The 12,894-nt window shown below is 71.3% G+C and carries 11 protein-coding genes; 4 read left to right on the top strand and 7 right to left on the bottom strand.

Features of this window, described 5'->3' with window-relative positions:
* Positions 1 to 181: 181 nt before the first annotated feature.
* The 4 genes from SROS_RS36145 to SROS_RS36125 all read right to left on the bottom strand — a co-directional run bounded on the left by SROS_RS36145 (position 182) and on the right by SROS_RS36125 (position 3,942).
* On the bottom strand, positions 182 to 1,390 hold the full coding sequence (locus tag SROS_RS36145; protein WP_012893905.1) for an NAD(P)/FAD-dependent oxidoreductase: 1,209 nt from the start codon (positions 1,388 to 1,390) through the stop codon (positions 182 to 184).
* Positions 1,391 to 1,434: 44 nt separating this feature from the next.
* Positions 1,435 to 1,623 (bottom strand): ferredoxin, encoded by a 189-nt coding sequence (locus tag SROS_RS36140; RefSeq protein WP_012893904.1) that lies wholly within the window; start codon positions 1,621 to 1,623, stop codon positions 1,435 to 1,437.
* A 346-nt stretch (positions 1,624 to 1,969) separates the two neighbouring features.
* The gene (locus tag SROS_RS36135) at positions 1,970 to 2,542 is read right to left on the bottom strand and encodes a MarR family winged helix-turn-helix transcriptional regulator (RefSeq protein ID WP_012893903.1); all 573 of its coding nucleotides are present in this window, start codon (positions 2,540 to 2,542) and stop codon (positions 1,970 to 1,972) included.
* Between the two features lie 197 nt (positions 2,543 to 2,739).
* A complete protein-coding gene (locus SROS_RS36125) occupies positions 2,740 to 3,942 on the bottom strand; it encodes an NsdA family TPR-like regulatory protein (RefSeq protein ID WP_012893902.1) in 1,203 nt (400 codons plus the stop codon).
* 652 nt (positions 3,943 to 4,594) lie between these two features.
* On the opposite strand from SROS_RS36125, the gene SROS_RS36120 reads away from it, so the two are divergent.
* Complete coding sequence (locus SROS_RS36120) at positions 4,595 to 5,506, top strand: helix-turn-helix domain-containing protein (protein WP_012893901.1); 912 nt, start codon at positions 4,595 to 4,597, stop codon at positions 5,504 to 5,506.
* A gap of 32 nt (positions 5,507 to 5,538) precedes the next feature.
* Here the strand turns inward: SROS_RS36120 and SROS_RS36115 are convergent, their stop codons facing one another.
* Positions 5,539 to 6,738 (bottom strand): FAD-dependent monooxygenase, encoded by a 1,200-nt coding sequence (locus tag SROS_RS36115; RefSeq protein ID WP_012893900.1) that lies wholly within the window; start codon positions 6,736 to 6,738, stop codon positions 5,539 to 5,541.
* A 252-nt stretch (positions 6,739 to 6,990) separates the two neighbouring features.
* On the opposite strand from SROS_RS36115, the gene SROS_RS36110 reads away from it, so the two are divergent.
* Positions 6,991 to 7,806 carry an SGNH/GDSL hydrolase family protein gene (locus SROS_RS36110; protein ID WP_012893899.1) on the top strand — a complete coding sequence of 272 codons (816 nt, stop codon included), beginning with the start codon at positions 6,991 to 6,993 and terminating at the stop codon, positions 7,804 to 7,806.
* A gap of 42 nt (positions 7,807 to 7,848) precedes the next feature.
* On the opposite strand, the gene glpK (SROS_RS36105) is transcribed toward SROS_RS36110, so the two are convergent.
* Both glpK (SROS_RS36105) and SROS_RS36100 read right to left on the bottom strand, forming a co-directional pair.
* Positions 7,849 to 9,366 (bottom strand): glycerol kinase GlpK, encoded by a 1,518-nt coding sequence (gene glpK, locus SROS_RS36105; protein ID WP_012893898.1) that lies wholly within the window; start codon positions 9,364 to 9,366, stop codon positions 7,849 to 7,851.
* A 7-nt stretch (positions 9,367 to 9,373) separates the two neighbouring features.
* Positions 9,374 to 10,159, bottom strand: coding sequence for an IclR family transcriptional regulator (locus SROS_RS36100; protein ID WP_012893897.1), 786 nt, complete (start codon positions 10,157 to 10,159; stop codon positions 9,374 to 9,376).
* Positions 10,160 to 10,483: 324 nt separating this feature from the next.
* On the opposite strand from SROS_RS36100, the gene SROS_RS36095 reads away from it, so the two are divergent.
* On the top strand, positions 10,484 to 11,311 hold the full coding sequence (locus SROS_RS36095; protein WP_012893896.1) for an MIP/aquaporin family protein: 828 nt from the start codon (positions 10,484 to 10,486) through the stop codon (positions 11,309 to 11,311).
* A 43-nt stretch (positions 11,312 to 11,354) separates the two neighbouring features.
* Positions 11,355 to 12,872, top strand: coding sequence for a glycerol kinase GlpK (gene glpK / locus SROS_RS36090; protein ID WP_012893895.1), 1,518 nt, complete (start codon positions 11,355 to 11,357; stop codon positions 12,870 to 12,872).
* Positions 12,873 to 12,894 lie beyond the last annotated feature (22 nt).

Here is a 12,894-nt window from a genome sequence, read left to right as displayed (position 1 = left end):
GCGCGTTCGGCGTTCACCGGTCACACCTCCCCGCCACGGTCCGCCGGTGCGGCGACGGACAAGATCCAGACGATAGGGCGGGCCGGGCGGACGGGTGGGCGCCCCGGCCCGTCCGGGACGCCGTCGCCTCCGGGTCAGCGGGTGGGCGCCCCGGCCCGTCCGGGGCGCCGTCGCCTCCGGGTCAGGCGGTCGCCGGGGCGCGCATCAGCTCGGTGCGGTAGCGGGACGCCGCCGCGGGGAGGCCGATCATGACCACGCCGACGAGCCGGTCGGCGTCGTGGTAGCCGACCACGACCTCGCCGCCGAGGTCGCCCTCCAGGACCCGGATGTCGTCACACCCCAGCGTGGGAGCGCCGAAGGACTGGATCCGCAGGTCGTACTGGTCGCTCCAGAAGGTCGGCAGCGGCGCGAACGGGGCCGGGTCGTGCGCGGCGTGCCCGAGGTCGGCCAGCAGGCTGGCCGCCGCGCGCCTGGCCGTGTCGGTGGGGATGCTCCAGTGCTCCACGCGGCGCGCCACGTCGTCGTAGCGGGGGTTGGGGAAGCGGGCCACGTCACCCACCGCCACCACGCGGGGGCGCCCCTCGACGCGCAGCGCGTTGTCGCAGAGCACGCCGTCGGACAGGTCCAGCCCGTTGCCCTCCAGCCACGCGGTGTCGGACGCCGAGCCGACGGCCTCCACCACCACGCCGGCCTCCACCACGGTCCCGTCGGACAGCTCCGCGCCGCGCACCCGCTCCGCCGTACGGCCGTCGCCGAGGAAGCGGTTCACCGTACGGCCGAGCAGGAACCGGACCCCCTCCGCCTCGTGGCGGTGCCGGAGCGCCGTGCCCAGCCCCGCGCCGAGCGGGCGGAGCATCGGCGCGCTCTCCGGTGCGACGACGGTCACCCGGCAGCCCAGCCCGCGAGCGGTCGCCGCCACCTCGCACCCGATGAACCCGGCGCCGATCACCAGAGCCCGGACCCCGGGCCGCAGCTCCGCGCGGAGCGCCGCGGCGTCCTCCAGCGTCCGCACCACGTGCCGCCCGGCCGCCGGGCCGGGCACGGGCAGCCGCCGGGGACGCACCCCGGTGGCCACCACCAGCCCGTCGCAGGCGAGCTCCGCGCCGTCGGCGAGCCGTACGGTGCGGGCGGCCAGGTCCGCGGCCGTCACCGGCGAGCCGAGCCGCCAGGTCACGTCGGCCACGGCCGGGCGGAGCCGGAAGGCGACCGCCTCGTGGGTCACCTCGGAGGCCAGGGCCTCCTTCGACAGCGGCGGCCGGTTGTAGGGCAGGTGCGTCTCGTCGCCGATGGCGACGATCTCACCGGTGAAGCCGCCGGCCCGTAACCGCTCGGCCGCGCGCAGGCCGCTCATGGACGCGCCCACGACAACGATGCGGTGGTCCACCGTCATCCTCACTTCCTCGGCCGCCTGCGCGGGCCGTACGGGGAAAGGATTCAGCCCTCGACCGTGATGGCCTGGAGCGGGCACACGTCGGCGGCCTCCTCGACGGCGTCGCGCAGCGTGTCGTCGGGGTCGGCCTCGTAGACCAGGCGGCCGTTCTCGTTGATCTGGAAGACCTCGGGCGCGGAGAAGACGCACTGCCCGTGGTCCTTGCAGACGTCCATGTCGACGATGACCTTCATTGCATGTCTCCCGGTGAACCTGGTGAATCGGCGACGGGGGCGCGGACGCCGCGGGCGGGCGGACCTGCCCGCCGCCGATCCGGTCACCGCCCTCGATCGCGGCGACCCTCCGCTCCGCCAAATCGTTTGAGTCCAAACAATTTAAGGGCGTCTCGGCGGCCGGTCAAGGCGCCGGGATGTCATTTGGCTTCAAACGATTTTTCGGGCGGCCTGGGACCTCGTGGTTTTCCGTCCGCCGGGGTCTGCGGGATGGCGAGGGACGGGGGCCTCGCCGTCTCCTCCGGCACGGAAGCCGGGCGCCTTCCGTGCCGGTCCCTTCGGGGGTGGCCGTTGCCGGGTGTGGTGGCTACCCGGTGCGGCGGCGGCCGCCTCGGCGTGGGGGGAGGGGGGTGGTGCGGTGGAGGTCTTCGCGTCGTTGTTCGCCGTGTTGTTCGAGGTGGGTGATGATGCGGCGGAGGGTGTCGGCGAGGTGGCGGGATTCGTCGGGGGTGAGGGGGGCGACGACGAAGGCCTCTTCGTCGTTGAAGGTGGGGAAGAGGTGGTGCATGAGGTGGAGGCCGTGGGGGGTGAGGCGTAGGAGGGCCAGGCGGCCGTCTTCGGGGTGTTGGCTGCGTTGGGCGAGGCCGCGGGATTCGAGGGTTTTGATGATGCCGGTGAGGGTGCCTTTGGAGATGCCGGCTTCGGCGGCGGCGTGGCGGGTTTCGATCTCTTCCCAGATCCAGATGACCCAGAGGACGACGAAGGCGCTCCAGGTGAGGTCGGCTGCGCGGAGGGCGGAGTTTTCGAGGTGTTGGCGGACGGCGGTGGCGGCGCGGTAGAGGTTGGAGACGGCGGCCAGTGCCTCGCGTTGTACCGGGATGGGTCCGAGGCGGTGGTTGACGGCTTTCTCGGTCTCGGTCAGCGAGTAGTGCGCGGGCACTCAAGCTCCTTCGGCATCGAGTTCGGCATCGAGCGGCGGCGGACGTCCGGAGTGCCGGACTCCAGGAGGGTACCGCCGTTCCGGGCGCCCCCGTCCGGCGGCGCGGCCCCGCGCCCGCCGGGCGCCGGGCCGCGCTCCGGCGTCGCCAGGGGCGCGGGGGCGGCACTCGAACGCGGCCCGGCCCGGCCCGCCGGCGGCTAGTGCGAGTGCGAGTGCGACCACCGGTGGAGGTCGTCGTGGATGATGCGGAGCTCCTCCATGGCGCGGCTCGCACCGGTCTGCCGCGACAGCGACAGAGCCTGGCGGGCGATGCCGGCCGAGCGCTCGCTCTCGTGCGCGTCGGCGTAGGCGTGAGCGAGACGGGCCATGTTGTAGGCCGTGAGGTAGTTCGACGGGGCCGCCGAGAGGTCCCGTTCCAGGATCTCGATCGCGTCGGCGGGATGGTGGAGCTGGATGAGGCATCCGGCGGCCAGGGCGTTGTGGAGCCAGGCGGGGTAGTCGAACACGATGGGCGTGTCGTCCTTCGAGCCCTCCCGGGGCGCCTCCGCGGACTCCTCCAGGCGGCGGTGGCACATGTCCTCGGCTCCGGCCATGGCGTGGCCCTGGGCTTCGTGCCGGCGGGCCATCGCCTCCAGCGGCGGCGGGGAGAGGACGTGCTCGCGGGCGGCGACGGCCAGGCCTATCAACTGCTCGGGATTGCCCTGGTTGTCCTGAAGGCCGGCCCGGCGGGCAAGGGTGTATGCCACGAGCCGTTCGTCGCCCGCCTGGTGCGCGGCCAGCAGAGCCCGGTCCGACCAGGCCAGCGCCTCGTCGAGGTTGCCGGTCTCGTAGTGCATCCGGCTGATCAGCTCGGCGTCCTGCGAGCTGATCCGGAGCAGCGCCCGGTGGATGCCCGACCTGGAGTCACGGCGCAGTCCGTCGATCGCGGCGAAGACGGGAGACAGGGCGTTGATCGTGCGGGCCGGGCGGAGGTCCGGCCGCGAGTAGGCCCGCAGGACGGTCTCGAAGTAGGCGGCGGTCCGGTCGTCGGCCCGCTTGGGGTCTTCGATCGCCCGGCCGGTGCGCTCCTCGTCCTCGGCGGAGAAGGTCCCCGCCATCAGCGGGATGCCGGTCAGGTGGTGCCAGAGCGTCGTGCCGGCCGCCTCGCCGCTGAACAGCTCCGCCTCGTTCATGTTGAACGCCCGGCAGAACAGCTCGGAGTACAGCTCGTCGGGCCGCTGTTCCCCGGCCTCCCAGGAGCGGACCATCTCCGAGAGCTTCTCCTGGCTGGGCAGGCGGTCGCGGGTCGTCTCGTCCGCGGCCTCGGTCAGCTTCTCGCCGAGGTCCTGCCGGCTCCACAGGCGGCCACGCCGCCAGGCACGCAGGCGGGCGGCCCAGGTCGGAATGTCGATGGCAGCCATAGGTGCATCCTCTCGGCAGACGGGCGGGAAGAGACATTCCACCCACTCAGGGACATTCGCTCCCATTCTCCCCTGCCGGTCGCTCGTCGTTCTCATAAGAATGCTAAAAACTCGGGCGACGATCTTGATGGGGGCGGGGTGCGGGCATGGCCGGCGGTGATCGTCTCCCGTGATCCGCGGGGGGCGTCCGGGCTTGGCGATCACGATGTGGCGCGGGAGCCCCCTCTCGTCCGGACGGGTTTCCGGGAGAAACCTCCTCCGGCTGCGATGTCGCGCGTCACCTGGCAGCGGGATTGCGCATGACAGGAGAAAGTGACAGAGAGTTTTTGAGGATGTTGGAGAGCTTTATGTATTTCGCGCTGTTTTCCGTAGATAAATCTGCTTAAATTCGATCGCGGGAGCCCCGGGATCCTCCGGTGAGGCGACCTCCGCGCCGGCGCCTTCCGGCGCAGGGTACGGGCCGGTGGAAAGGCGCGCGGATCCATCGGGTGGGTGTTTCGTCTAAGAGGAGCAAGTTGTCTTAAAGGCCGGTTTTCGCGCTGTGTACATGTGGGAGTAAGTGCTCGATACATGCGCCAGAATATGGTTGTCCGATTCTCGTCGAAAAAAGCGGAACGGTCGCACCGCCCGGGTGGCGCGACGGGGAGTGATCATGAGCACGGAGCACGCCGAAAGCAGCGTGGCGCACGGCGGTGTCCTGACCGGGGCCGGCGGCGGTCCCACGATCCTGCGGATCCTGCTGGGGGCCCAGCTGCGGCGGTTGCGCGCGGCCAGGGGCATCTCCCGGGAGGACGCCGGCTACGCCATCCGCGCCTCCCACGCCAAGATCAGCCGCCTGGAGCTGGGGCGGGTCGGCTTCAAGGAGCGCGATGTCGCGGACCTGCTGACCCTGTACGGGGTGACCGACCCCGGCGACAGGGCGCCGTTGCTCTCCCTGGCCGGCCAGGCCAACACTCCGGGCTGGTGGCACAAGTACGGTGACCTGCTCCCCAACTGGTTCCAGGTCTATGTGGGCCTTGAGGAGGCCGCCTCGATCGTGCGGACCTATGAGGTGCAGTTCGTCCCCGGCCTCCTGCAGAGTCCGGAATACGCTCGGGCGGTCATCATGCTCGTGCACAGTGCCGCCTCCTCGGAGGAGGTCGACCGCCGTGTCGCCCTGCGCATGACCCGGCAGGAGCGTCTCACCCGGCCCGACGCGCCGACGCTCTGGGCCGTGATGGACGAGGCCGTGCTGCGGCGTCCCATCGGCGGGCCGCAGGTGCTGCGCGCGCAGGTCGACCACCTGCTGAAGGTCACCGAGCTGCCCAACGTGAGGCTGCAGATCATGCCGTTCCACCGCGGCGGTCACGCGGCGGCCGGCGGTCCGTTCTCCATCCTGTGCTTCCCCGAGCGGGACCTGCCCGACGTGGTCTACCTGGAGCAGCTCACCAGCGCGCTCTACGTCGACAAGCATGAGGAGACCGACCACTACATACAGGTCATGGACCGCCTGTGCGTCCAGGCCTACTCCGTCTCGGACACCAAGAGGTTCCTCCGCGACCTGCGTGCGGAGCTGTCAGGCTGACATCCGGTCCGCCCGCCGCCCGGCCGGCCTCCTCAGTAGTCACTGAGGGCGATGGCGGTGGCCGCCCTGTGGATCGGCTCGACGATTTTGGCCATCATGCGGTCCTTGCCTGGCATGCGGTTCATCAGCGCGAGCATCTTCAGGGAGAACCAGACCTGCGACTTGCTCCGCATCACCATCCGCTTGACGTTGGCCGGCCCGAGGTTCTGGTTCTGCTCGGCGAAGTGCCGCAGCGCCCTCTCGTAGCCGTCGAACCCGGCCCGGTGGTCGCCGCCGGCGGCGGCCAGCTCCCCGGCCAGGACGTAGGCGCCGACCAGGGCCAGGCTCGTGCCCTGTCCCGAGGCGGGGGAGGCGCAGTAGGCGGCGTCTCCGACCAGCGCCGTCCGCCCCTTCGACCAGCGGTCCATGTGGACCTGGCTGAGCGAGTCGAAATAGAAGTCGGGCGCGTCGTTCATGCCGCCGATCAGGCGCGGGACCTCCCACCCCTCCCCGGCGTAGGCGTCGGCCAGGATCCTCTGCTGCCGGTCGCGGTCGCGGTGGTCGTACTCCAGCGGTTCGGAGGCGAACAGGAACATGGCCTTGGCCCCGGTGGCCCCGGCCGTGCTGTAGGTCAGCGAGGTCCTGCGGGGGGAGACGTAGGTGAGCTCCCAGCGGTCGAGGTCCAGGTGGTTGGGGACACTGAAGATCGAGACGTAGTAGCCGAGGTCGCGGACGAACCGCGCCTCGGGGCCGAAGGCCAGCGCGCGGGTGGCGGAGTGCAGCCCGTCGGCGCCCACCACCAGGTCGAAGACGCGTGTCCGGCCGCTGTCGAAGGTGACCTTCACCTCGTCGCCGACCTCGGTGAGGGCGGCGATGGAGTCGTCGAGGAGATATTCGACCTCGTCCCTGGTGAGGTCGTGAAGGACGCGCTGCAGGTCGCCGCGTAGGATCTCGGCGTCCTCGCCCTCGCGCCCGCCGAAGGTGTCGCCGTCCATGCTCGCCACCGCCCTGCCGGTGGCGGTGACGATCGATCCGCCCCGCACGTCGGTGCGCAGGCGTCGGATCTCGTCCAGGACGCCCATGCGCTCGACCACCTTCAACGCCGCGCCGCGAATGTCGATCTTGTAGCCGCCCTCCCGGATCGCGGGCGCCCGTTCCACCACCGTGGGGGTGAAGCCGTGGCGGCGCAGCCAGTAGGCCAGCGTGGTGCCCGCGATGCCGGCGCCTGAGATCAGGATGTTCTTGTTCCGCACGGGGACTCCTCGGCCGTCGCTCGGTTTCCACTTCCCTGGCGATGGTACAAGTGTATGAGACATTTGTACAACACATTCGTTTGAGACGATCGTTCAAGTCGGGCGCGAGGTCGGCGGCGCGAGGGCTCCCCGGAGCCGGAGAGGGTCCTTACTGTTGAGTCAGTAATCTGTAAACCAGCTTGTAAACACGGCGGAACGGGCCGACATTCTTGAGCAACGGAGCCGCTCGGGGGAGAGCCCAGGAGGCCAGTTTTGAACGTCCCCCGCCGGACCCTCGCCCTCGTCGCAGCGCTGACCCTCGCGTCCGTCCCGGCCACGGCCGTGGCGGACGCCTCGGCGGTCCCCGACACCATGGCCGCGATGGGCGACTCCATCACCCGCGGGTTCAACGCCTGCGGCTTCTACCTCGACTGCCCCTCCCGATCCTGGTCGACCGGGTCCAGCCCGGCGGTCAACAGCCACTACCTGCGGCTGCAGGCCGGCAGTCCCTCCCTCGCCGTCCACAACGACGGCCGGTCGGGCGCCAAGGTCGCCGACATGGCCGGGCAGGCCCGGCAGGCGGTCTCTCAGGGGGCCGACTACGTCACGATCCTGATCGGGGCCAACGACGCCTGCGCGTCATCGGAGGCGGGGATGACCTCGGTGGCCGACTTTGAGGCGAGGTTCCGTACGGCGGTGCAGACGCTCACCGCCGGCCTGCCCGGTGCGGGGATCTTCGTCTCCAGCATTCCCGACGTCAAGCGGCTCTGGGAGGTCGGCAAGGACAGCTCGTCCGCCCGCACCGCGTGGTCCACCTTCGGCATCTGCCAGTCGATGCTGGCCAGGCCCCGCTCCACCGACCAGGCCGACGTCGACAGGCGTGACCGGGTGCGCGGGCGCGTGGCCGACTTCAACGCGGTGCTGGCCCGGGTCTGCGCCGAGCAGATCACCTGCCGGTACGACGGCGGAGCCGTCTTCGGCCACCCGTTCACGCTGTCCCAGCTGAGCCGCTGGGACTACTTCCACCCCAACGCCTCCGGCCAGCAGCTCCTCGCCGAGATCACCTACACGGCCGGCGCCGTTCTGTAGGGCCACGCCGTACGGCTCGCGGGCCGGGGTGCGGGCCGGTGCTCAGCGGTGGCCGGGCACCGGCCTGACCCAGCCCAGCGCGCGTTCGACGGCCCGCCGCCAGTTGTCGTGCTCGGCCGTGCGCAGCCGCGGGTCCATGTGCGGGCTCCACTGCGCGGCCCGGTGCCAGTTGCGCCGGAGCCCTTCGAGGTCGGCCCAGTACCCGACGGCGAGACCGGCCGCGTAGGCCGCGCCCAGCGACACGGTCTCCACCGCCATGGGACGCACGACGGGCACGTCCAGCACGTTGGCGACGATCTGCATGAGGAGGTTGTCGGCGGTCATGCCGCCGTCGACCTTCAGCGTCCGCAACGCCAGGCCCGAGTCGGCGTTCATGGCGTCGACCACCTCGCGGGTCTGCCACGCGGTCGCCTCCAGCACGGCCCGCGCCAGATGCCCCTTGGTGACGTAGGAGGTCAGCCCCACGATGACCCCGCGGGCCTCGCTGCGCCAGTGCGGTGCGAAGAGCCCGGCGAAGGCCGGGACGATGTAACATCCCCCGTTGTCCTGCACGGTCCGGGCCAGCGTCTCGATCTCCGGCGCGCTGCTGATGAGCCCGAGCCCGTCGCGGAACCACTGCACGAGCGCACCGGTGACCGCGATCGGCCCCTCCAGCGCGTAGACCGCCGGTTCCCGGCCCACCTGGTAGCCGACGGTCGTCAGCAGGCCGTGGGCGGAGCGGACCGGCGTGGTCCCGGTGTTGAGCAGCAGGAAGCCGCCCGTGCCGTAGGTGCACTTGGCCTCGCCGGAGGCGAAGCAGGTCTGCCCGAACAGCGCCGCCTGCTGGTCGCCGAGCGCGGCGGCGATGCGCACGCCGGGGAACACCCGCCGGGCGGTGCCGTAGGTCTCCGTCGAGGGCCGGATCCGCGGCAGCATCCGGCGGGGGACGCCGAAGAAGGCGAGGAGCCCGTCGTCCCAGTCCAGGGTGGTCAGGTCCATCAGCAGGGTGCGGCTGGCGTTGGTGACGTCGGTGACGTGGACGCCGCCGTCGGGCCCGCCGGTCAGGTTCCAGATGAGCCAGCTCTCCATCGTCCCGAAGAGCACCTCGCCGCTTTCGGCGCGCTCCCGCAGGCCCGGGGTGTGGTCGAGGAGCCACCGGATGCGCGGCGCGGAGAAGTAGGCGGCCAGCGGCAGGCCGCAGCGTTCCGGCACCGCCTCCGCGCCCGGCCGGCGGGAGAGCTCCTCCACCAGGGCGTCGGTCCGCGTGTCCTGCCACACGACGGCCCGGCCGACGGGGACCCCGGTCCGCCTGTCCCACAGGACGGTCGTCTCCCGCTGGTTGGCGATGCCGACGGCCACCACCTGCCCGGGGCCTATGCCGGCCCGGGCGAGTGCCTCGGGCCCGATGCGCTCCAGGTTGCGCCAGATCTCGACGGCGTCGTGCTCGACCCATCCCGGCCGGGGAAAGTGCTGGCGGTGCTCCCGCTGGGTCACCGAGACGAGATGTCCCCGTTGGTCGAAGACGATGCACCGCGTCGACGTCGTGCCCTGGTCGATGGACATCACGTAACGCGTGGCCATGGTGTCCTCACCCGGACGTGGACGGTCGGTATCGGGAGGCCCCGAGGTCCCGGGAAACGGCACGGGCCGCATCCCGGACATAAGTCACCAGCACCGGGACCGGCTGCCCCCTGGTGTCGCAGATCCGCTCGACCGCGCCGGAGATCCCGATGGCCCCCACCACCAGGCCGCCGTAGCCGCGGATCGGCGCCGCGACGCCGGCCTCTCCCATGGTCATCTCCTCGACCTCGGTCACCCAGCCCACCTCCCGCGCCCGGGCCAGGGCGCGGGAGAGCGCGCCGGGCGTGGTGATGGTCCTGCGGGTGCGGGGTTCCAGGCCGCCGGCCCGTACGGCCGCCGCCGCCCCGGAGTCGTAGGCGAGCAGCGCCTTGCCGAGCGCCGTGGCGTGCATGGGCAGCAGCGACCCGACGTCGAGCGTCTGGAGGGTGTCGTCGGGCCGGAAGACGTGGTGCACCACGAGGACCTGGCCGTCGAGGACCGTCCCGATCCTGACCGCCTCACCGCTACGCGCGGCCAGCGCGTCGGCCCAGTTGATCGCGCGCGAGCGCAGCTCGTTGACGTCGAGGTAGCTGGTGCCGAGGTGGAGCAGCGCCGCGCCGAGCCCGTACTTGGCGGTCGCCTCGTCCTGCTCCACGAAACCGACGCGCTGGAGGGTGCGCACGATGCCGTGCGCGGTGCTCCTGGCCAGGCCCAGGGAGCCGGCGATCTCACCGATGCCCAGCCGGCCGGGGCTCCGGGCGAGCAGCCGCAGGATGGCCGCCCCGCGCTCAATCGACTGGACTGAGCCGGGCATGTGGCCGGTGGGGGACGGGACGGCGGTCGTTCGACAATGTCGGCACCCATCGAGAGACGGTCTCCGCTTCTCCCGGCACCGCCGGACATCCGGGCGCTGCCGCACAGCCCGCCGATACTACTATCGACTCTCATTCCTGACCAGTGTTCGACATTGTCGTCAGCCTGCCGTTGACCCTGTCCCCTTTCGCGCCTAGCGTCCCGGGCAGCCGAGAGGATCGCCTCTTCGGGGGCGGATTTCTCCACGGCCGTCCGGCGGTATTCCGGTCCCGCCCGGAGAGCGGGCGCGGGCTTGTGACGCAACGCGGCACCGTGAGGAGAGCACATGGCGGAACGGCTGAAAGCCCGGGGACTGCTCGGTGAGATGGCCGCCGAGTTCGCGGGGACCCTGATCCTGATCCTGTTCGGGGTGGGGGTCGTGGCGCAGGTCGCCGCGGCCGGCATCGGCGACCACGACAGCATCGCGTGGGCGTGGGGGCTCGGGGTCACCCTGGGCGTCTACACCGCGGCCCGGATCAGCGGCGCGCACCTCAACCCGGCCGTCACGGTCGCGCTCGCGGTCTTCAAGGGCTTCTCCTGGCGCAAGGTGCTGCCGTACTCGCTCGCGCAGACCGCGGGCGCGTTCGTGGCGGCGCTGCTCGTGCGGTGGAACTACGCGGAGGTGCTCGCCAAGGCCGACCCCGGCCACACGATCAAGACCCAGGGGGTCTTCTCCACCCTGCCCGGCAACGGAGCGCTGCCCGTCGGCACCTGGGGGGCGTTCCGCGACCAGGTGATCGGCACCGCGATCCTGCTGTTCCTCATCCTCGCCGTCTCCGACGTGCGCAACTCGCCGCCCGCGGCGAACCTCGCCCCCTTCGTGGTCGGACTGGTCGTCGTGGCGATCGGCATGGCCTGGGGCACCAACGCGGGCTACGCCATCAACCCGGCGCGTGACTTCGGGCCCCGGCTCGCCTCGTTCCTCACCGGTTACGAGACGGCCTGGCGAGATCAGTATGGCCAGCTCTACTTCTGGGTGCCTATCGTGGCACCGGTGATCGGCGGACTGATCGGCGCGGGCCTCTACCAGGCCATGGTGGCCCGTTTCCTGCCGCCCGGAGCCGAGCCCGAGGCGGGCCGGGTGCCGTCACCGGCCGACTACGAGACCGCCTGAAAGCCGCCGCCCCCAAGCCGCCCCTTGAAGGAGACATCACTCCATGCCTGACTTCGTCGGAGCCGTCGACCAGGGAACCACGAGCACCCGTTTCATGATCTTCGACCACGGTGGCAACGAGATCGCCCGCCACCAGCTCGAACACGAGCAGATCCTGCCGCAGGCCGGCTGGGTCGAGCACAACCCCCTGGAGATCTGGGAGCGGACCAGGGCGGTGATCGAGACGACCCTGAACCGGGCCAACCTGACCGCCTCCGACCTCGCCGCGCTCGGCATCACCAACCAGCGCGAGACCACGGTGGTGTGGAACCGGATCACCGGCCGGCCCTACTACAACGCGATCGTCTGGCAGGACACCCGGACCGACCGCATCGCCGCCGCGCTGGACCGCGACGGGCGGGGCGACGTCATCCGCCGCAAGGCGGGCCTGCCGCCGGCCACCTACTTCTCGGCCGGCAAGATCCAGTGGATCCTGGAGAACGTCGACGGCGTGCGCAAGGCGGCCGAGGCGGGGGATGCGATCTTCGGCAACACCGACACCTGGCTGCTGTGGAACTTCACCGGCGGGACCGACGGCGGCGTGCACGTCACCGACCCCACCAACGCCAGCCGCACCATGCTGATGGACCTGGAGACGCTGGAGTGGGACGACGAGCTGCTGTCGTTCTTCGGCATCCCCAGGCAGATGCTGCCCGCCATCCGGCCCTCCTCGGACCCCGGCCTGTACGGCCTGACCAGGGGCAGCGGCCCGATGGGAGGCGAGGTGCCGCTCTCGGGCGACCTCGGCGACCAGCAGGCCGCCACGGTGGGACAGGTATGCTTCGAGGTCGGCGAGGCCAAGAACACCTACGGCACCGGCAACTTCCTGCTCCTCAACACCGGCCACGAGCTGGTCCGCTCGGAGAACGGCCTGCTCACCACCGTCTGCTACCAGTTCGGCGCGGACCGGCCGGTCTACGCGCTGGAAGGCTCGATCGCCGTGACCGGCTCGGCCGTGCAGTGGCTGCGCGACCAGCTCGGCATCATCTCCGGGGCGGCGGAGAGCGAGGCGCTCGCCCGGCAGGTCGACGACAACGGCGGCGTGTACTTCGTGCCCGCCTTCTCCGGCCTGTTCGCCCCCTACTGGCGCTCCGACGCCCGGGGCGCCATCGTCGGCCTGTCGCGCTTCAACACCAACGCCCACATCGCGCGGGCGACCCTGGAGGCGATCTGCTACCAGACCCGCGACGTCGTCGAGGCGATGAGGCAGGACTCGGGCGTCACCCTCGACGTGCTGAGGGTGGACGGCGGCGTGACGGCCAACGACCTGTGCATGCAGATCCAGGCGGACATCCTGGGCGTCCCCGTCTCCAAGCCGGTCGTGGCCGAGACCACGGCGCTGGGCGCCGCCTACGCCGCCGGCCTGGCCGTCGGCTTCTGGAAGTCGGCCGACGAGCTCAAGCAGAACTGGCAGGAGGACCGGCGCTGGCAGCCGGAGTGGTCCGACGAGCGGCGGACCGGCGGCTACGCCGGCTGGAAGAAGGCGGTCGACCGTACGCTCGACTGGATCGACCTGTCCTGAGGCCGGATCACCCCGCCGCGGG

The organism is Streptosporangium roseum DSM 43021 (genome assembly GCF_000024865.1).
Taxonomy (GTDB): Bacteria; Actinomycetota; Actinomycetes; order Streptosporangiales; family Streptosporangiaceae; genus Streptosporangium; species Streptosporangium roseum.
This window is presented reverse-complemented; position numbering and strand designations above follow the sequence as displayed.

What these genes read in the sequence shown, in the direction of transcription:
- SROS_RS36120 (WP_012893901.1), top strand. Translation starts at nt 4,595, where the DNA reads ATGAGCACGGAGCACGCCGAAAGCAGCGTGGCGCACGGCGGTGTCCTG.
- glpK (WP_012893898.1), bottom strand. Translation starts at nt 9,366, where the DNA reads ATGGCCACGCGTTACGTGATGTCCATCGACCAGGGCACGACGTCGACG.
- SROS_RS36095 (WP_012893896.1), top strand. Translation starts at nt 10,484, where the DNA reads ATGGCGGAACGGCTGAAAGCCCGGGGACTGCTCGGTGAGATGGCCGCC.
- SROS_RS36100 (WP_012893897.1), bottom strand. Translation starts at nt 10,159, where the DNA reads ATGCCCGGCTCAGTCCAGTCGATTGAGCGCGGGGCGGCCATCCTGCGG.
- SROS_RS36125 (WP_012893902.1), bottom strand. Translation starts at nt 3,942, where the DNA reads ATGGCTGCCATCGACATTCCGACCTGGGCCGCCCGCCTGCGTGCCTGG.
- SROS_RS36140 (WP_012893904.1), bottom strand. Translation starts at nt 1,623, where the DNA reads ATGAAGGTCATCGTCGACATGGACGTCTGCAAGGACCACGGGCAGTGC.
- glpK (WP_012893895.1), top strand. Translation starts at nt 11,355, where the DNA reads ATGCCTGACTTCGTCGGAGCCGTCGACCAGGGAACCACGAGCACCCGT.
- SROS_RS36145 (WP_012893905.1), bottom strand. Translation starts at nt 1,390, where the DNA reads ATGACGGTGGACCACCGCATCGTTGTCGTGGGCGCGTCCATGAGCGGC.